Raw genomic sequence first — 18,718 nt, 5'->3', positions numbered from 1 at the left:
AGTGCAATGCTGTGATCAACACCGCATCCGGGAAGCGTCGTCTAGCGGCTCTGCTCGCGCTGTTTCCCCTGGCTCTTTCCTCGTGTTCCGGGCCTGCGCCCGAGCCCGCCGATCCGGCTCCGCCCTCCGCCCCCGCCGACAGCGAAGCGCCCGAGTCCGCCGCACCGCACTTCGAGGGGCTCGACGGAAAGATCGCCGAGATTGAGGCCGCCACCAACACGCAAGCAAGCTTCTCGCTTTTCGACGGCTCCACTCCCCCCACCAACTCCGGCTCTGGCGGCGTCCTGCCTGCCTGGTCCACCATCAAGGTCCCCATCGCCCTGACTGCCTGGGAGCACTGCGACGACAAGGACTTCGTCGTCGAGCAGACCACCGCAGCCATCGAGTGGTCGGACAACGACGCCGCTTACTACCTCTGGCGCTGCCTCGGCTCCGACGCGGAAGCTAGCCAGCTCGTCGGCGACGAGATCGCCAAGGCAGGCGTGTCTGTCCATGTCGAGCCCGCCTTCGGCATGACCAACTGGCCCATCCCCGCCCAAGCCCGCTACGCCCAGCACTTGGCGTCCGTGCCCGCCGACAACCCCGTCATCCAGGAGATGCACAAGATCGACGCCGAGCACAGCTACGGCCTGGGCACCATTGACGACCTGCCGTTCAAGGGCGGCTGGTCCGACGCCGACGACGGTTCTTTCCATGTCCGACAGCTCGGCTTCTTCACCGCCGGCGATACCGACTACGGCGTCGCCATCGCTGCCCGCTCCCTCGACGGCTCCGAGCAGGACTGCCAGGACGCCCTCGACCAAATTGCCGCGCTGCTTGCGGAGTCATCCGCTGAGCTGCAATTGAAGGCGGAGCAGGCTGAGCAAGCCGACCAGGCCGACCACGCTGGCCAAGTTGGCCAACCGGACACCGAGGATTCCGAGAGCGCCAGCGAACCGAAGATCGGCGAGGACATGCACGACATGCCGATGGTCAAGGACGAGGAAAACGAGGAGAACCAGTGACCCAAACGCCCGAGCGCACCCTGGAACAGACGACGATCAAGCTGCTGCAGCAGCTCATCCGCAACGCCTGCGTCAACGACTTGACCGCGGATTCCGGCGACGAAGTGCGCAACGCGGAGACCCTCGAGGAGTTCTTCGCGGACGTCGGCGACAGTGTTGAAGTGCGCCGCTTCGAGCCGCACCCGGGACGCGTCTCCGTCGCGTTCACGGTGCCGGGCACCGACCCGGACGCCGAGCCGCTGACGCTTCTGGGCCACACCGACGTCGTGCCCGTCGACGAGGAGAAGTGGACTAAAGACCCCTTCGGCGCCGACGTCGTGGAAGCGGAGGACGGCGCGCGCATCTACGGCCGCGGCGCCACCGACATGCTGTTCATCACCGCGGCGATGGCCGCCGTGACCAGGGACGTCGCACTCGCGGCGCAGGACGGGAACCCGCCGCGCGGCACCCTTACCTTCGTCGCCTGCGCCGACGAGGAGGCGCGCGGAGGTCTGGGCGCGGGCTGGATCGCGAAGAACGAGCCCGAGGCGTTCAGCTGGCGCAACTGCCTCTCGGAGACGGGCGGGTCGCATATCCCGGTGCAAGGTTCGGGCGGCGGCGACGCGATCGTGGTCGTCGTCGGCGAGAAAGGCGCAGCTCAGCGACGCATCACCATTCACGGGGACGCGGGTCACGGCTCAGCGCCGTACGGCCGGGAAATCACGGTCGGTCTCATCGGCGAAGTCGCACGGCGCCTCGCAGCGATTGAACCGGACGTCGTGTCCGACGATATCTGGCAGGGCTACGTCCGCTCCTTCCGCTTCGACCCGGAGACCGAGGCGGCGCTCATCGCCGGCGAGAACTACGAGGCATTCGGCCCGCTCGCCCGCTACTCGCACGCCATGAGCCACCTCACCGTCTCCCCCACTGTCCTGCGCGCCGGCGGCGCGATCAACGTGCTCCCGTCCACGGCATACGTGGAGCTGGATATCAGGCCGCTGCCGGGGCAGGGGCAGGAGGACGTCGATAAGCTGCTGCTTGAAGCTCTGGGCGACCTGGCCGAACGCGTCCACGTCGAGCATTTGATCACCGAAGAAGCGACCGTCTCGCCCGCATCGGGCCCGCTTTACGACGCCATCGTGGACACCTACCGCGAATTTTTCCCCGACGCCGACATCGTGCCCACCATCGCTGCCGGCGGCTCCGACCTGCGCTTCGGGCGACGGCTGGGCGGGGTCGGCTACGGATTCGCGCTGCACGCCGCCGGACGCGGATTCGGCGAAGTGCTCGACCAACTCCACTCCCACGACGAATTCGTCCACGTCGAAGACGTCGAGCTCACCGCCCGCGCATACCGCAGCCTCGTGCGGCGCTTCCTGGGCGTTTAATTTTTCTCGCCAAAGCACCTGTGCGGGGCGGTGCCCGTGCATTATCTTTGGGGACTATGACGACGCTGCTTAACCAGGACAATTCGACCAAGACCATCAAAAACCCTGCTGACGGCACCATCGTCGGCACCACGAACTACCACTCTGCGGACACCGCCCGCGAGTACATCGAGCGCGCCCGCGCCAAACAGCCCGAATGGGCCGCCACCCCGGTCAAAGAGCGCAAAAAAATCATGCTGCGCTACCACGACCTCGTGCTGAAGCACCAAAAGGAGCTGCTCGACCTCATCCAGGACGAGAACGGCAAAAACCGCCGCTCCGCCTTCGAAGAGGTGCTCGACAGCGCGCTGACCGCCCGCCACTACGCGTACCGCGCCGGGAAGCTGCTGAGAAGCGACCGCGCCAAGGTCGCGCTGCCGATCGCGACGAAGACCCGCGTCGAGCACGCCCCTGTCGGCGTTGTCGGCATCATCGCACCGTGGAATTACCCGCTCGTGCTCGCGCTTTCCGATGCGATCCCCGCTATCCTCGCCGGCAACACCGTCGTGCTCAAGCCCGACTCCTCCACCCCGCTGACCGCGCTGCGCGCCGCCGAGCTCTTCGCCGAAGCCGGCCTGCCGAAGGACGTACTGAACGTCGTCCCCGGCTCCGGCCGCGAAGTCGGGCAGCTGCTCGTGCAGGAAGCCGACTATCTCATGTTCACCGGCTCCTCCGAGACCGGCGCGAAGCTCGCTTCCCAGGCCGGCGAGCGCCTCATCGGCTTCTCCGGCGAGCTCGGCGGAAAGAACCCGCTGATCGTCACCGCCGATGCCGACGTGGACAAGGTCGTCAGCGGCGTCCGCCACGCCTGCTTCTCCAACACCGGCCAGCTGTGCATCTCCATCGAGCGCATGTACGTCCACCGCGCTGTGGCCGACGAGTTCATTCCGGCTTTCGTGCGCTGCGTCGAAAAGATGCGCATTGGCGGCGGCCACGATTGGGACATCGACATGGGCTCCCTCATCAACGAAGACCAGGCCGACACCGTCGCCGAATTCGTCGAAGACGCGGTGAGCAAGGGCGCGACCGTCGCCACCGGCGGCAAGCGTCTCACCGACCTCGGCCCCGCGTTCTACGCTCCGACCGTACTGCTCAACGTGCCCGAAGATGCCCGGCTGTACCGCGAGGAGGTCTTCGGCCCCGTCGTCTACATCGAGGTCGTCGACTCCCACGAGGAAGCTATCGCCAAGGCCAACGACACGGATTACGGCCTGAATGCGTCGGTGTTCGGCAAGCCGTCCACCGCCCACAAGATCGCGTCGCAGCTGCAGGCAGGCACCGTGAACATCAACGAAGGCTACGGCGCGGGCTGGTCCTCCGTTGGTGCTCCGATGGGCGGCTGGAAGCGCTCCGGCGTCGGCCGGCGCCACGGCGACGGCGGACTGCTCAAGTACACCGAGTCCCGCACCGTCGCCGAGCAGCGCATCGTCCCCATCGCCGGCCCCGACGGCATCGCTCCCGAGCGGTGGGCGCAGGCTCTGACCTTCGCCCTCAAGTACGGCCGCGACCTCATGCGCTAAGCACAATCAGGCGCGCCTATAGGGCTACATGAGCATGTACTAAAAGCCCACGCCGATCGAACCGGGTTCCGATGTTTCGGGGCCCGGTTTTGTCGTTTCTTTTTGGGCACACCGATATGGCCGCAGGGCTGTTTCGCCCTCGGCCTGGTGGTGTGAGTCAGGTTCCGAGCTAGTTTCCGAATAACAGGTGCATGGCACCGTATTGGTGGGTGGTGTTCGGTACTGGTGTTCCGCGCGGGGAGACCCATGTCGGGGTGCCGTTGCGGATGTGTATTCGACCCCGGTGGTGTCTGTGGGGGTCGTCGTCGTTGGTGCGGTTGTGGTACCTGCACAACACCGACAGGTTGTCCATGTTCGTCGGCCCGCCACGCGCCCACGGTGTGATGTGGTGGACCTCGCAATTATCCGCCGCGTGCCGGCAATCCGGCACCGGACACGTCGTCAACGTCGCACGGGCCAGGTCGCGTTGCTTGGCGTTGGCGAACCGCTTCGCGTGGTACAGGTTCACTGCACCTGCCTGCGGGTGGAACAACGCCACCTCCAAATCCTTCGAGTAATAGTGAGTCAGATACTCCGCACCAGTCATCGTGGTGCCATCCGACAGGCCCAGGATCGTCTCATCCCCCTCGCCTGCCAGGATCCTGATGTGCTCGGAAAGCGGGACCTGGATCAACGGCCGCGGCACAGACTCCGCAACCCCGGCACCGCCGCGCAGCAACTCCGCGAACGCCTCATACATTTGCGGGCCCTCAGGGCGGTCAGGGTCGAGCTTTGCCCGCAGGGCGTGTTCCAGGTCGGCGATAACGCGTTCGGCGCCGGTGGCGATGACCGTGCGTTTGCCTTTCCGCGTCCGGCCAAACCGGACCGTGGACTCCGGGGCGGGTTTATCGGCGTCCGGGTCGGGGACGATGTCTTTGGCGCGGCGCTGCAGCGTCTTGTAGTCGCCCCGCACGGATAGCAGGGCGAGGCGGAGTTTCCATGTCTCCCGGTCGGAAGACACAGCACGCACTTGCTGCTCAATGAACAGGATCTGATCCAGAGACTTCCCCGTCTGCCTAGCAACACGAACGGCATTGGCTTGCTGGCGGCGAAACCGGGTCGCACCGAAGTAGACCTCATAAGCCTTTTCCCACTCGACATACGTGGTGGGCTTGACGCCGGCAGCACGAGCAGCCTGACGGTCGAAACCAGCCAGGATAACCATCGGGCTACCAAGAGTTCCAAGAAACGCGTCAAAATCGCTCATGCCCCACACGCTAAACGGAGTCAAGGAAAAACGACATAGGCGACGAAAATGCCTGTGGATAACCCGAGTTATCCACAATTCAGCGCAGAGCTAGCGCGCAAAAAGGTGGTTCAACCTGCGGTTCCATAAAAGCGAAAATTTTCTGTTGGTCACCGGATCGGTTGATCGTGGTGTTCGAACGCAGTCCTACAGTCGGATTCGTTGAAGGAAGATTGTGAGCACTGTGCAGCAATACACCGGGCAGGGATACCCGGAGGGTGGAAGGCGCCGGGGCGCTTCGTAAGTCGCGAAAGCGAGGTTTAAGGGGTCCATTCGTAGACGGTCTCGGCGGAGGTGTCGGCTGCCCCGTCGACGGCATCAGCGGCGGAGCGGATGCGGATGCCGGGGGCGGGGGTGAGCCAGGCGTCGATAAGCAATTGCTCGTTGTCGGCGAAGACGCGGTAGCTGATGGTCTCGTTGGTTTTGTCGAGAACTTCCAGGTCGGCGCCGGTGAGCCACGGGTTGCGGCGGCGTAGGCCGATGAGCGCTTGGTGTTCGCGGAAGATCCAAGCACCGAGGTCGGAGAGCTCGCCGGGGGTGGCGGGAAGCGGCGGGCGGACGGCGTCGTCAGCGCTGAATCCTTCGCCGCGGACGCCTTCGAAGCCTTGTTCGTCGCCGCAGTAGATGCTGGGCATGCCGGGCAGGGTCAGCAGGATGGCCAGCGCGAGGATTTCTTTGTCCTGGCCGATTTTGCTGGCGATCCGGTCGACATCGTGGTTGCCGATGAATGTGTTGGTGAGCAGCTGGGCGGACACGTCGCGGTGGCGCTCAAGGGCGTGGTCGAGTTCCCAGAAATTGGTGTCGTGAAGCGAGCTCCAGATTCCTTTCCACAGCTCGTACTGGGTGACGGCGTCGAGGGTGCCGTCGTGCGCAATCTGGGCGTAGTCGCCGTGGATGACTTCGCCGAGGATGAGCGCGTCGGGGTAGTCGGCGCGGACACGGCCGAGCACGTCGGACCAGAATTCGGGCGGGACCGAGTACGCGACGTCGAGGCGCCAGCCGGCGATACCGCGCGCGAGCCAGAACTTCATGATGTCGGCGACCATGTCGCGCACGCGTTCATCGTCGTGGTGCAATGTAGCCAGCTCGTCATGGCCTTCCCAGTTCGTGCTGCCAGCAAGTTGCTTATCGACGGCCGCGTGCGTCGCCGACACATGGTTGAACACCCCGTCGAGCATCACTTTGATGCCGCGCTGCCGGCAGGCGCCCATGAGCCAGTCGAAGTCCTCGTTGGTGCCCAGGCGTGCGTCGATGCGGTAGTGGTCAAGGGTGTCGTAGCCGTGGGCGACGGATTCGAAAATGGGGCCGAGAAGCAGGCCGTCGCAACCGAGCTCGATGAGGTAGTCGAGCCAGGGCTCGAGCTGGCGCAGGCGGGGCGCGGCATCGGAGCCGTCCCCGGTGCGTCCGCGGATCGGGGCCCCAGTCGCGCCGAGGGGGTAGACGTGCCACCAGATCGTTCCGGTCGTGCTGTCGAGCATGAATCCTCCTGCCTCTAGCTGTACCGAGCGCGTACTGAGCGCAGCTCAATAATGGTCTCGATGGTACCAACCCGATGTTAGTGTTCTGACCATGGTTGAACAGGAAGCGCGGGCTCTCAGGCGCAGGTTGCCGGTCGTGCAGCGGCGGGCGCAGATCCTGGATGTCGCGGGCGCTATGTTCGCGGAGCATGGATACAACGGTGTCTCCACGCACGCAGTGGCGCAGGCATGCGGGGTCTCCGAGGGGCTCTTGTTCCACCACTTCCCGTCGAAGGCGGAGATCTACGCGGCGGTGGTGGAGCGCCGTTTGGACCGTCTGGACGAAGAGATGGGGAGGGCGGCGGCCCAGTTGCCGCCGAATTCGCCGAGACGGGACACGGTGCGGGCGCTGCTTGTGAGCTACCTCGACCACATCGCGGCGGACCCGCTGTCGTGGGCGGCGGTCACGCGGGGAGACACCCCGGCTGAGGCGCAGTTCGTGGGGATTGAGAGGAGGGACGGGGTCGTCGACAAGCTGCTTGGCGTGGTCGGGGACCGTCCGATCGCTGTGTCCGGCTTCCTGGGGTTCGTCGAGGCGGTGTGCTTGGACTGGGTGGACGCGGGCTGCCCGAATGAGGCGAGGGAGCCGATCGCCGCGGCCGCGCTGGGGGCGCTGGAGGGCGCGCTCGGCGACTGGGGTTAGTCCTCCTTGTTGATCAGCGGTTCGAGGCGGTTCCGGATGCGCTCGTGCCAGCGCTCGGCGGCCTCCTCGAAATTGGGGCGCAGACCGCGGTGCGTGAGGCGCACGCGGGTGCTGCCGTCCTCCTCCTCGTCGAAGTCGAAGATGAAGTCCTCCCCCATGGGTTCGCTGTGCAGGACAACGCGCTGGGCGTCGTCGTCCTGGTCGACGGTGAACTCGGCGGCGTCGAACTCGCCCGCCTCGTCGTCCTCCCACCACTCCTGCGGCTGCGACACGACGCTGTACGCGTCCTTGCTGGAGGCGGAAACGGTGAAGGAATCGGAAAAGTCCTGGATGGACTCGACGGTGGTGCCGTCGGAAAACTCATAGTCCGGCATGGCGTTGTCCGGGTCGTAGACGGCGACGTCGAAGCCGTCCTCGCGAAATTGGCGCAGGCCCTCCTTGATCAGGCGGCGGCCAGCCAGGTTGAACGAGGTCACGTGGGAGAAATCCAAGACAAGCTCGTCGCCGACGAGTTCACGCTCGACGAGCTCGTGCAGGATCTGCTCGGCGGCGGTGAAGTTGATCATGCCCTGCAGTCGCACGACGTGAGTCTCGCCCTCCCGGCGCACCGACCGGATGCCCGGCGCGGAGTAATAGTGCGAGCCCATCATGTGCAGGCCGAGCGACTTGGACATCCGGCGGAAGATCTCCACGCCGCGGACGGAATTGCCCTTCTCGTTCAGGCGCGGAGACAGCGACGCGGCGCCGAGCTGGCCGGGCAGGGTTCCGATCAGGCCGCCGGCCACGCCGGACTTGGCGGGGATGCCGACGGTGCTCATCCACTTGCCGGAGCCGTTGTACATTCCGGCGGACGCCATGACGGACTGGGTGAGACGGCAGGCGTCGGAGCTGAGCACCTTTTCGCCGGTGACAGGCTGCACGCCGCCGTTCGCGAGCGTTGCGGCCATGGCCGCCAGGTCTTTAACGGTGACCATGATGGAGCACTGCCGGATATAACTGGTCACAGCGTCGTCGACATCGTCTTCGATAATGCCGTAGACGCGCAGCATGTGAGCGAGCGCCATATTTCGGTCGGCGGTGTCGAGCTCAGCGGAAATGATCTCCTCGTTGAAACGCAGCTGGCGCCCCGCCAGCTTGGAGAAAACTTCCAAGACCATGGCGGAGCGCTCCTCGACCGGGGCATCGGTGCCGGCCACGAGTTGGTTCACGGCGATGGCGCCGGCGTTGATCATGGGGTTGGTGGGGCGCTTCGTGTCGTCATCGAGCGACAGCTCGTTGAATGCCTCGCCGGACGGCTCCATGCCCACGACGCTGTGGACGTTTTCCACCCCGCCCTGGTCGAGCGCGATGGCGTAGACGAAGGGTTTGGAGATGGACTGGATGGAGAACTCGTAGTCGTCGTCCCCCACCGAGTAGACGTTGCCGCTGCGCGTGCACAGCGCGAGTGCAAGCTTGTCGGGGTCGGCGTTGCGCAGCGTCTCGATATAGCCCGCGTTCTCGCCGTCGGTGATATCGCGGACCTCGTCGAGGATGGCATTCAGATATCCGGGGATGGGGGTAGTCGGCATGCGCGCCAGTCTAAAGCGAAAGGCCCGCCGATAGGAGCATTTCGCTTATCGACGGGCCTTGCGTTCGTGCCCGGGGGGGGACTTGAACCCCCACGTTCTTGCGAACACTGGCACCTGAAGCCAGCGCGTCTGCCAATTCCGCCACCCGGGCGGGCGACTAAGTAAACATAGCACGCGCACTCCGGGAAACTCCAAATTGACTGGCAGAGAGCGGTTTTCGGCTTTGCAGCTATGTTGTTGGAACCTGGAACCCTATACTATCTGTCGAAACATTACTGCTGGGAGTGCACGCTGAGAGGAGGTGTGGGCGGATGGGCCTGATGGACCGGTTGGCCAAAGTGGACAGTTCGTTGCAGCGCGGCCTGGATAACGGTTTCGCCGCTGTTTTCGGCGGGCGCGTTGTTCCGGCGGAGCTGGAAGAGCTGCTGAAGCAGGAAATGCACGACGGACTGTTCAACAACGAGTACGACGAGCTGATCACGCCGAACGTGTTCGCGATCGGAGTGTCCAGCAAGGACTTGGAGAATTTGTCGCAGGACCCGGACCTGCCCACCAACCTCGCAGGCCAGCTCACCCGTTTCATCCGCAACCAGAACATCGGCTTGTACGGTCCTGTCGTCGTGCGCGTCGCGGAGGAGTCAGGTCTGCGGACCGGGCAGCTGCGCGTGTCGTCGTACGTCGACGAGGAGCCGGACGTCGATAGCGGGTTCGACGCGATTTTGCCCGACCGTTCCCCACACCACCAGGAGGCGCACGCCATGAACCAGCCATACGCGACAGACGCTCACGGTGCCCCCGACGGCAGCGCCGCGGTAAGTCTGCTCCTGCTGGACGGGACCTCCCGCACGTACCCGGTGCACGAGGGCTCGACTATTCTCGGCCGCTCCAACGACTGCGATTTCCGCCTCCCGGACACAGGCGTGTCCCGCCAGCACGCCGAGATCATCTGGGACGGCACCACGGCGTTTCTTGTGGACCTGCAGTCCACGAACGGAACCACTGTCAACGACCAGCCGGTGGAGAACTGGGAGCTCGCCGACGGCGACGTGATCACGGTGGGTCACTCGAATATCGAGGTGCGCATCGCGGGCCCGCGCCCCTACCCTGCTGGGCAGGCCGAACAGTAAGGGGGCTAGCTGACTCATGGATTCTGCACTGATGCTCGGAGCGCGCTTCGGCCTCCTCATTCTTCTGTGGCTGTTCATCTTCGTGGTGCTGGCTGTGCAGCGCCGCGACATCAAGTCCGCGGAGGTGGCGCAGCGCCGCAGCGGTGGAGCACCCGTGCCGGCGTCGACGCGCCGCGAGAAGGCGCACGAGGTCGTCGTGGTGGAGGGCCCGCTGCGCGGCTCCCACATGAATATTTCCACGGTGGAGGACCTCTCGCTGGGCCGAGCTGACGACAACGATTTCGTTCTGGGCGACGATTTCGCTTCTTCGCGCCACGCCCGCCTATTCCGCCGCGGATCCGACTGGTTCGTGGAAGACTTGGATTCGCGAAACGGCACGTTTGTCGGCGGAATCCGCATTGACCAACCTGAGCGCGTCCAGGTGGGTACCGACATCAAAATGGGGCGCACGATTGTGAGGTTGATGCCATGACGAACCTGAAGCTCAACTTCCACACGGCCTCCGACCGGGGGCTGGTGCGCGACAACAACGAGGACTCTGCCTACGCGGGCCCGCACCTGCTGCTGCTCGCAGACGGCATGGGCGGCCACGCCGCGGGCGAAATCGCCTCCCAGTTGATGGTCGAGCACATGGAGCACCTCGACCGCGAGCCGGCAGACGCCGACACGTTGGCGCTGCTCGGCGCGGCCGCCGACGACGCGAACGCGTCCATCTCCGACTCCATCTCCGAGCACCCAGAGCAGGACGGCATGGGCACCACGCTCACCGCGCTGATGTTCGACGGCGAGAACATGGGGCTCATCCACGTCGGCGATTCCCGCGGCTACCGCCTCCGCGACGGTGAGTTGACACAGATCACCGAAGACGACACTTTCGTCCAGTCCCTAGTCAACGACGGCAAGCTGCAGCCGGAGGACGTTTCTTCCCACCCGCAGAAATCGCTCATCCTGAAGGCCTACACGGGCCGGCCGGTCGAGCCGTACCTGGAGCTGCTGCCGGTCAAGGCGGGCGACCGCTTCATGCTGTGTTCCGACGGGCTGTCGGACCCGGTCACCCACTCCACGATGGAAGCGACCCTCGCGGAGGGCACCCCAGAGGAAGCGGCCGCGCGCCTCATCGAGCTGGCGCTGCGCTCCGGCGGACCGGACAATGTCACGGTCGTCGTCGCCGATGTCGTCGACACGGACGACGCGGACAGCCCCGAGCTTCCCACCGCTCCCGCCATAGCCGGCGCCCTGATCACCGGCGAAGAGCCGACGCACCCGGACACCGCTGCGGGCCGCGCTGCGAAGCTGATGGGGGCGAAAAGGGACAAGGGGGAGTCGTCGATAAGCAAGAAAGAGGAGCCCGCGTCCGACGACGAGGATGATCACCGGCGCCGCTCCGCGTGGCCGTGGGTGATCGGCGTTCTCGCGCTCGCGCTGGCGGCGCTCGGTGGGCTGTGGTGGTTCGATTCCGCGCGCGGCGACACGTATTTCGTGGCCGTCAACGACCGCGAAGAATTCGTCATCGAGCAAGGCATGGACGCCACCATTTTCGGCCGTGACATGCACGAACCCGTCCAGCAGGTGTGCATCAACAACGACAACCAAATTCGCCTCGTCGGAATTGGCGACGTGCCGGACGACTGCCATGTCTTCGCTGTGCGCGACCTGCCTGAATCGACGCAGAGCCGCGTCGACAACCTCGGCAGCGGGTCGTACGCGGAGGTCACGGACCAGCTCAATTCGCTTGCCGACGAAGCCCTGCCCGCCTGCGTCGACTCCACCGACGACGGCAACTGCCGGGAGGTGAAGTAGATGCGCCAGCTCTTCTCCCGCGGCCGCGAACTCTTCCTGCTCGTGCTCTCGGCAGCCCTGCTGCTGCTCATGCTCGTTGGGCTGGAACTGTCGCAGGGCAACGCGCTGACGGTGGACATGCTGTGGCTCGTCGGTGGGTTCATCGGCGTCTACGCGATCGCGCACGTGGCCATGTGCTACGCCGCGCCGCACGCCGACCAGGTGATGCTGCCGCTGGCCGCGACGCTTAACGCGATCGGCCTGGTGATGATCTACCGCCTCGACCTCGAGACGGATTTCGGGCTCGCCCCGCGCCAGATGATGTGGTCCCTGGTGGGAATCTTGTTCCTCGTGGCCACTCTGCTTATCGTGCGCGACCACCGGGAACTCACCCGCTACTCGTACCTGCTTGGGCTTCTCGGGCTCATCCTGCTCGCACTCCCGCTCGTGTGGCCGCAGCCGCCCGACGCTGAAGCGCGCATCTGGATCTGGCTCGGGCCGTTTTCGATCCAGCCCGGCGAATTCTCGAAGATCCTCCTGCTGCTCTTCTTCGCCCAGCTTCTGGCGCAGAAGCGCTCCCTGTTCACAGTGGCGGGCTACCGCTTCCTCGGCATGACGTTCCCGCGCCTGCGCGACCTCGCGCCGATCCTGATGGTGTGGGCCATCGCAATCGTGATCATGGGCGTGTCCAACGACTTCGGCCCCGCGCTGCTGCTCTTCGCCACCGTGCTGGGCATGGTCTACTTCGCCACCGGACGCACAAGCTGGCTCGTCATCGGGCTGGGCCTGGTCGCCGTCGGCGGCCTCGCGGTGTACAAGGTCTCTTCGAAGATCCAGGACCGCGTGGCCAATTTCCTCGACCCGCTGGCCAACTACGACACCACGGGCTACCAGCCCTCCCAGGCCCTGTTCGGTCTGAGCTGGGGCGGCATCACAGGCACCGGCCTGGGTTTCGGACACCCGCAGATGGTGCCCGTCGCGCACGCCGACTACATTCTCGCCGCCATCGGCGAGGAACTCGGCCTCGTTGGGCTGGCGGCGGTGCTCATCATCTTCGCTGTCTTGATCACCCGCGGGTTCCGCACCGCGCTCGCCGTGCGCGACACTTACGGCAAGCTCGTCGCGTCGGGCCTGTCGCTGACGCTCGCCGTGCAGATCTTCGTCGTCGCCGGCGGCGTCTCCGCGATGCTGCCCATGACGGGTCTGACCACGCCGTTCATGTCCGCGGGCGGTTCCGCCATCATGGCGAACTACATCCTGCTCGGCCTGCTGCTGCGCATCTCCAACAACGCTAACCGTCCAGTCGAGGACACCGAGGGCGCCAGCCAGCCTGAACTCGTGGGGGTGCGCTAGATGAATACGTCGATACGCTGGGGCGCTTTCGGCTCCATCCTGCTCACCGTCCTGCTGCTCGCGAATTTCACCTGGGTGCAGGGCTTCCATGAGGAGGACTACGCGCGCAACCCGCTCAACGCCCGAAACTTCGTCGAAGCCAAGAAGGTCGAGCGCGGCCAGATCAACGCCGGCGGCCAGATCCTCGCCGAGTCCACTCCGGTCGGCGACGGTTTTTACGCCCGCAGCTACCCGAATATGCCGTATTCCTTCGCCCCGGTCGTCGGCTACCTGTCCGACCGCTACGGCGCAGCCGGCATCGAGTCCGGCTTCAACGCCGACCTCAACGGCGAGTCGAGCGCGAAGGGCAACCGCTTCCTGCGCACCAGCAAGGACGGCCGCGTCGGCGACTCCGTCGAGCTGACCCTCGACCCGAAGACTCAGGCCGCCGCCTACGACCAGCTGGAAAGCCGCGGCTACAAGGGCGCGGTGGTGGCGCTGCGTCCGTCGACAGGCGAAGTGCTCGCCATGGCCTCGAGCCCGTCGTACGACCCGAATGCCGTCGTCAACGACGACACAGCCGAAGAAACATGGCAGCAGCTTAACGACGCCGCCGGCCAGCCCCTTCTCAACCACGCCACCCAGGAGCAGCTTCCGCCCGGTTCGATCTTCAAGATCATCACCACCGCCGCCGGCCTGAAAAACGGCTACACGCCCGACTCACCCCTGACCGGCGAATCCGCGATCACCCTGCCCGGCACCGAAGTGCAGCTGACCAATTACGGTGGCAACTCCTGCGGCGGCAGCTCCTCGACCACGCTGCGCACCGCGTTCGCCCTGTCGTGCAACACCGCTTTCGTGCAGATGGCCACCGAGATCGGCGACGAGCCGCTGCGTGAAGTCTCCACCGCCTTCGGTGTCGGCGAGCGCTACGACCTGGGCCTGCCGAATGCCGCTGGCTCCCTCGGCGACCTCGAGGACCTCGCAGCCGTCGGCATGTCCGCCATCGGTCAGCGCGACGTCACCATGACCGCGCTGCAGGCCGCCGTCATGGCCGCCACCGTCGCCAACGAGGGCCGCCGCATGGAGCCCCACGTGGTCTCCCGCGTGGTCAGCCCGCAGATGAAGACCGTCCGCGAGATCCGCCCCCGCCAGGCCGCCGAGGCGCTGAACAAGGAAGAAGCCGAGACCATCACCGACCTGATGTTCAACTCGGAGCGCAACACCTACGGCTACAACGGCAACGGCTTCGCCTCCAAGACCGGCACCGCCGAACACGGCGAGGACCTCCCGCCGCACACCTGGTACGTCGCGTTCGACCCCGATAAGGACGTCGCCGTGGCTGTCGTGGTCAAGGACGGCGGCGGGCTCGGCCAGGGAGCCACCGGGGGGCGGGTCTCCGCACCCGTCGGCCGGACCATCTTGAACACGGCCCCGGCACCCGCGAAAGACGACAAGGACAAGCAGGAGACGAACACCGCAGGAGGCGCTGAGTAATGCACACCGACAATCGCGCTGAACTCCAGGAGCTCATCGGTCCCGACTACCAGCTCCAGTGGATCATCGGGCACGGCGGCATGTCCACCGTCTGGCTTGCCGACGACCCCGCCAACGACCGCGAAGTCGCCGTCAAGGTGCTGCGCCCCGAATTCTCCGGCACCGAGGAATTCCTCACCCGCTTCCGCAACGAAGCCCACGCCGCGAAGGGCATCAATTCCGCCAACGTCGTGGCCACCTACGACTACCGCGAGATCCCCTCCCGCGAAGGCTTCAACGTCTGCTTCATCGTCATGGAGTACATCCGCGGCGAGTCCCTGGCGGACCTCATCGCCCGCGAAGGAAAGCTCGACGAGCCGATGGCGCTCGACGTGCTCGAGCAGGCCGCCCACGGCCTGTCCGTGATTCACCAGCTGGGCCTGGTGCACCGCGACATCAAGCCGGGCAACCTCATGATCACGCAGAACGGCAAGGTGAAGATCACTGACTTCGGCATCGCCAAGGCCGCCGCCGCAGCTCCGCTCACCCGCACCGGCATGGTCGTCGGCACCGCCCAGTACGTCTCCCCGGAGCAGGCGCAAGGCCTCGAGGTCACCGCCGCCTCCGACGTGTACTCCCTGGCTGTCGTCGGTTACGAGCTGCTCACCGGCCAACGCCCGTTCACCGGCGATTCGTCGGTCTCGGTCGCCCTGGCCCACGTGTCCAGCGAAGTCCCGCCGATGTCCACCTCGATTTCCGCCCCGACTCGCGAGCTCATCGGCATCGCCCTGCGCAAGGACCCGAACACCCGGTTCACCGACGGCGCCGAATTCCAGCACGCGATCGCCGACGCCCGCGAAGGCAAGCGCCCGGTCACCACCGCCACGCGCGCCGTGCCCGTAGAACCGACCCCGCAGGAATCCACTGCGCAGCTCGCTTCCGTCACCGAGGCGACCACCTTGCATCCGGAGGCCCCGCTGCAGGAGCCGCGCCCCGCTCCCGAGAAGAAGAAATCCGGCAGCGGCGGCTTCGGCACTGGCGTGCTCGTAGCCCTGCTGGTCTTGCTCTTCGGAGCCGCCGCCGTGTGGGCCTACACCTCCGGCCTCTTCGACGATCTGACCGGCGGCGGCAAGGAGACCACCACCCCGGCGACGACCACCACGGCGCCCGAGTCTTCTCCCCCGACGGAGACCGTCACCGAGACCCGCTCCGCGGAAGAAACGGCGTCATCGCGTGACCGCCAGACACAATCCTCGCCGTCGACCCTGTACAATTCGCCGGAACCCGAGCGGCCGACCAGGGAGCAGCCAGAACCGACGCAGGAGCAGCCGACACGCCCCACGCAGCAGCCGACGCGCCCCACGCAGCAGCCGACGGAACCCCCGGAGACGCAGCAGCCGCCGTCTGACGACGACCCTCTCCCAGGACTGGACCTTCCGGGCCTCCCCAATCCGTAGACCACTAAGGACCATCGACACATGACTCTCATCGGCGATCGTTACCAGCTCGGTAATTCCATCGGCACCGGCGGCATGTCCGACGTATACGTGGCCACGGACACCCTTCTCGGCCGCGAAGTGGCGGTCAAGATGCTCAAGATCGACATGGCCCGCGACGAGAACTTCAGGCAGCGGTTCCGCAAAGAGGCGCAGAACTCGGCGCGGCTGAACCATCCGAATATCGTCGCCGTGTACGACACGGGCGAAACCCTCGTCGAGGGCATTTCGATCCCGTACATCGTCATGGAGCACATCAAAGGCCGCGATCTGCGCGCGATCGTGCGCGAAGAAGGTCCTCTGCGTCCGGAGAAGGCGGCGGAGCTGCTGTTCCCGGTGACGTTGGCGCTGGAAGCCAGCCACGAGTCGGGGATCATTCACCGCGATGTGAAGCCGGCGAACATCATGGTCACCAGCACCGGCGAAGTGAAGGTGATGGACTTCGGCATCGCGCGTGCGCTGGATGATTCGACGGCGGCGATGACGCAGACGTCCGCGGTGATCGGCACGGCCCAGTACCTGTCCCCGGAGCAAGCTCGCGGCAAGAGCGCCGACGCCCGCAGCGACATCTACGCGCTGGGCTGCGTGATGTACGAGGTGGTCACGGGCACCCCGCCGTTCGAAGGTGAAACGCCGTTCGCGGTGGCGTACCAGCATGTCCAGGAGGATCCGGAGCCGCCGAGCGCGCGCATCGCGGATCTTTCGGAATCGGAGGCGGTCAATGTCGACTCGGTGATTCTCACGGCGATGGCGAAGCACCCGGCGGACCGCTACCAGTCCGCTTTGGAGATGGCGGACGACCTGGAACGCCTCGAGCACGGCGCGGTCACGGAGGCTGCCCGCAGCCACCTCGACGAAACGGAGCTCCCTGACGATGCTGCGCCCGTCGCCGAGCAAAGCCGCTACGAGCAGCACCGCCAGAAGACGCAGAAGACCGGCAACACGGGCATGAAGATTCTCGCCATTTTGATGGCGGCGGTCATGCTGCTCGGCGGCGGCGCGTTCGCGTTCAACAAGGTGCGCAACGACCCCGAGGAGGAGGCGGCCAACGACATGGTCTTCGTCCCGAAGGTCGTGGGCAAGAAGCGCGAGGAGGCTGTCCAAGAGCTGGAGAAACTGGGCTTACTGGTCACGGTGAACGAGGCTCCGCACCCGGATGTACCACGCGGCGAGGTGCTCAGCACGAATCCGACCGAGGGTTCGCAGCTGCAGAAGGGCACGCCGATCACGGTCACTGTGTCGTCGGGCCGCGAAGTCACCGACGTTCCAGATGTGAGCAACTTGAGCCCGCAGGACGCCGCCGCCGAGCTCGAAAAAGCCGGGCTGAAGCTTGACGACGACATCAAGCGCGAGCACTCCGACACTGTTCCCGAAGGCGTGATCATGTCTCAGCAGCCCGCCGCCGGCTCCCAGTTGTCGAAGGGGTCGAAGGTGAGCGTGACCGTATCCAACGGCCGCGAGAAGGTCAAAGTGCCGTCCCTGGAGGGCATGAATGTCAGCCAGGCCGAGTCCGTTTTGTCCTCGCTGGGGCTGGAGTCCACCACTGTCGAGGTTGATTCCTTGAAGCCGAAGGACGAAGTCCTCGCTGTCGCCGGCCAGGGCGAGGAAGTCGACCGCGGCACCACCATTGAATTGCGCGTTTCCAACGGCATGCTGATGACGATGCCGAAGCTCGTCCGCCAGAACCCGCAGCAGGCCGAAGCGACCCTGCGCAAGGAGGGCTGGACCGGCAATCTGAAAACCGGCCATTCGGTGGACACCCCGGACCTCAACGACCATGGTCTCGTCGCCGGCCACCGCCCCGCCGAGGGCGAGGAGATCCGCAAGGATGCCGACATCACCGTCGATATCTGGAAAAACGCCCTGCGCGAGGGCGTGGAGAGTTTCCTGCCCGCCCCCTAGCGCTCCAGTCGCCCGGCGCGCAAGTTCCGCCTAGGAGCCTCGCGTGCCTGCTGGTAAAGTCACCGCACAGAAGAAACCGTTGAAAATTCCGCTCCCCCACGCCGCCAGCCAGGCGTCGTCCGAATCACGCGGAGGAGCACACGATGAAGGACGTGCAACATGCCTAAGGCTAAGGTCACTAAGGACACCGTCAGCACAACGTCGACCACCACCTCCACCGGCACCACCCGCACCCCGGTGAAGATCAACACCGGCGGCACCCCGCTCTGGTACAAGATCCTCATGTTCGGCTTCATGATCGTCGGACTGCTCTGGCTCGTGGTCAACTACCTCGCTGGCCCGCAGATCCCGTTCATGAACGAGATCGGCCCGTGGAACTACGCGATCGGCTTCGGCGGCCTGGTCATCGGTCTGCTCATGACAATGGGCTGGCGTTAAGCCCCCCAGCCCCCGCCAGCTAGACGCACCAGCGCTCCGCACCATTGCGGGCGCTGGCTTTTTTATGTCCTCCCGACCCAGCTGCCCCCCACCCTGCGTGTTGTGGAACGTGTGGAAATCACGGCGTGTTGTTCACGTAGTTATCCCCAACTATCCCCAGCGCTACACCCGCAGGAGAGTTTCCACAGACCTGTGCACAACCTCGGTCAATCTTTGTGAAAAGTA

General features: G+C 65.5%; 14 protein-coding genes, 1 tRNA gene and 1 pseudogene. 12 read left to right on the top strand and 4 right to left on the bottom strand.

Going from position 1 to position 18,718, the window contains the following annotated elements; genetic code table 11:
* Positions 1-11: 11 nt before the first annotated feature.
* From CAPP_RS00275 to CAPP_RS00265, 3 genes are read left to right on the top strand one after another with little or no spacing between them, the layout of a single operon-like run.
* Positions 12-1,004 carry a hypothetical protein gene (locus CAPP_RS00275; RefSeq protein WP_076598214.1) on the top strand — a complete coding sequence of 331 codons (993 nt, stop codon included), beginning with the start codon at positions 12-14 and terminating at the stop codon, positions 1,002-1,004.
* Complete coding sequence (locus CAPP_RS00270) at positions 1,001-2,371, top strand: M20/M25/M40 family metallo-hydrolase (protein WP_076598215.1); 1,371 nt, start codon at positions 1,001-1,003, stop codon at positions 2,369-2,371. The genes CAPP_RS00275 and CAPP_RS00270 overlap by 4 nt, the downstream gene beginning before the upstream one ends.
* Positions 2,372-2,427: 56 nt before the next feature.
* Complete coding sequence (locus CAPP_RS00265) at positions 2,428-3,930, top strand: succinic semialdehyde dehydrogenase (RefSeq protein WP_076598216.1); 1,503 nt, start codon at positions 2,428-2,430, stop codon at positions 3,928-3,930.
* A 169-nt stretch (positions 3,931-4,099) separates the two neighbouring features.
* Here CAPP_RS00265 and CAPP_RS00260 read toward each other — a convergent pair whose 3' ends face one another.
* Both CAPP_RS00260 and CAPP_RS00255 read right to left on the bottom strand, forming a co-directional pair.
* Complete coding sequence (locus CAPP_RS00260) at positions 4,100-5,176, bottom strand: HNH endonuclease signature motif containing protein (RefSeq protein WP_076598353.1); 1,077 nt, start codon at positions 5,174-5,176, stop codon at positions 4,100-4,102.
* A 299-nt stretch (positions 5,177-5,475) separates the two neighbouring features.
* Complete coding sequence (locus CAPP_RS00255) at positions 5,476-6,693, bottom strand: alpha-amylase family protein (protein WP_076598217.1); 1,218 nt, start codon at positions 6,691-6,693, stop codon at positions 5,476-5,478.
* Between the two features lie 91 nt (positions 6,694-6,784).
* Between CAPP_RS00255 and CAPP_RS00250 the strand changes: the two genes are divergently transcribed.
* The gene (locus CAPP_RS00250; RefSeq protein ID WP_076598218.1) at positions 6,785-7,375 is read left to right on the top strand and encodes a TetR/AcrR family transcriptional regulator; all 591 of its coding nucleotides are present in this window, start codon (positions 6,785-6,787) and stop codon (positions 7,373-7,375) included.
* Positions 7,376-7,698: 323 nt separating this feature from the next.
* Here CAPP_RS00250 and CAPP_RS00245 read toward each other — a convergent pair.
* Both CAPP_RS00245 and CAPP_RS00240 read right to left on the bottom strand, forming a co-directional pair.
* Positions 7,699-8,943 (bottom strand): annotated as a pseudogene (locus CAPP_RS00245) (glutaminase); the annotation flags it as partial.
* Between the two features lie 67 nt (positions 8,944-9,010).
* Positions 9,011-9,094 (bottom strand) — tRNA-Leu (locus tag CAPP_RS00240).
* A gap of 160 nt (positions 9,095-9,254) precedes the next feature.
* Between CAPP_RS00240 and CAPP_RS00235 the strand changes: the two genes are divergently transcribed.
* The 8 genes from CAPP_RS00235 (at position 9,255) to crgA (ending at position 18,493) form a co-directional block, all read left to right on the top strand.
* On the top strand, positions 9,255-10,070 hold the full coding sequence (locus tag CAPP_RS00235; protein WP_076598220.1) for an FHA domain-containing protein: 816 nt from the start codon (positions 9,255-9,257) through the stop codon (positions 10,068-10,070).
* Between the two features lie 16 nt (positions 10,071-10,086).
* Entirely contained in the window at positions 10,087-10,542 is a 456-nt protein-coding gene (locus tag CAPP_RS00230; RefSeq protein ID WP_076598221.1) for an FHA domain-containing protein FhaB/FipA, read from the top strand.
* Entirely contained in the window at positions 10,539-11,870 is a 1,332-nt protein-coding gene (locus CAPP_RS00225; protein WP_076598222.1) for a PP2C family protein-serine/threonine phosphatase, read from the top strand. The genes CAPP_RS00230 and CAPP_RS00225 overlap by 4 nt, the downstream gene beginning before the upstream one ends.
* Positions 11,871-13,202 carry an FtsW/RodA/SpoVE family cell cycle protein gene (locus CAPP_RS00220; RefSeq protein WP_076598223.1) on the top strand — a complete coding sequence of 444 codons (1,332 nt, stop codon included), beginning with the start codon at positions 11,871-11,873 and terminating at the stop codon, positions 13,200-13,202.
* Positions 13,203-14,678, top strand: a complete 1,476-nt coding sequence (locus CAPP_RS00215) for a penicillin-binding transpeptidase domain-containing protein (protein WP_076598224.1) — start codon at positions 13,203-13,205, stop codon at positions 14,676-14,678. It begins immediately after the preceding gene.
* Positions 14,678-16,114, top strand: a complete 1,437-nt coding sequence (locus CAPP_RS00210; protein ID WP_076598225.1) for a serine/threonine-protein kinase — start codon at positions 14,678-14,680, stop codon at positions 16,112-16,114. The genes CAPP_RS00215 and CAPP_RS00210 overlap by 1 nt, the downstream gene beginning before the upstream one ends.
* A 21-nt stretch (positions 16,115-16,135) precedes the next feature.
* A complete protein-coding gene (gene pknB / locus CAPP_RS00205) occupies positions 16,136-18,055 on the top strand; it encodes a Stk1 family PASTA domain-containing Ser/Thr kinase (RefSeq protein WP_076598226.1) in 1,920 nt (639 codons plus the stop codon).
* A 159-nt stretch (positions 18,056-18,214) separates the two neighbouring features.
* Positions 18,215-18,493, top strand: coding sequence for a cell division protein CrgA (crgA, locus tag CAPP_RS00200; RefSeq protein ID WP_076598227.1), 279 nt, complete (start codon positions 18,215-18,217; stop codon positions 18,491-18,493).
* The last annotated feature ends 225 nt before the right edge of the window (positions 18,494-18,718 follow it).

The sequence above is a fragment of the Corynebacterium appendicis CIP 107643 genome, assembly GCF_030408415.1.
Classification (GTDB): Bacteria; Actinomycetota; Actinomycetes; order Mycobacteriales; family Mycobacteriaceae; genus Corynebacterium; species Corynebacterium appendicis.
This window is presented reverse-complemented; position numbering and strand designations above follow the sequence as displayed.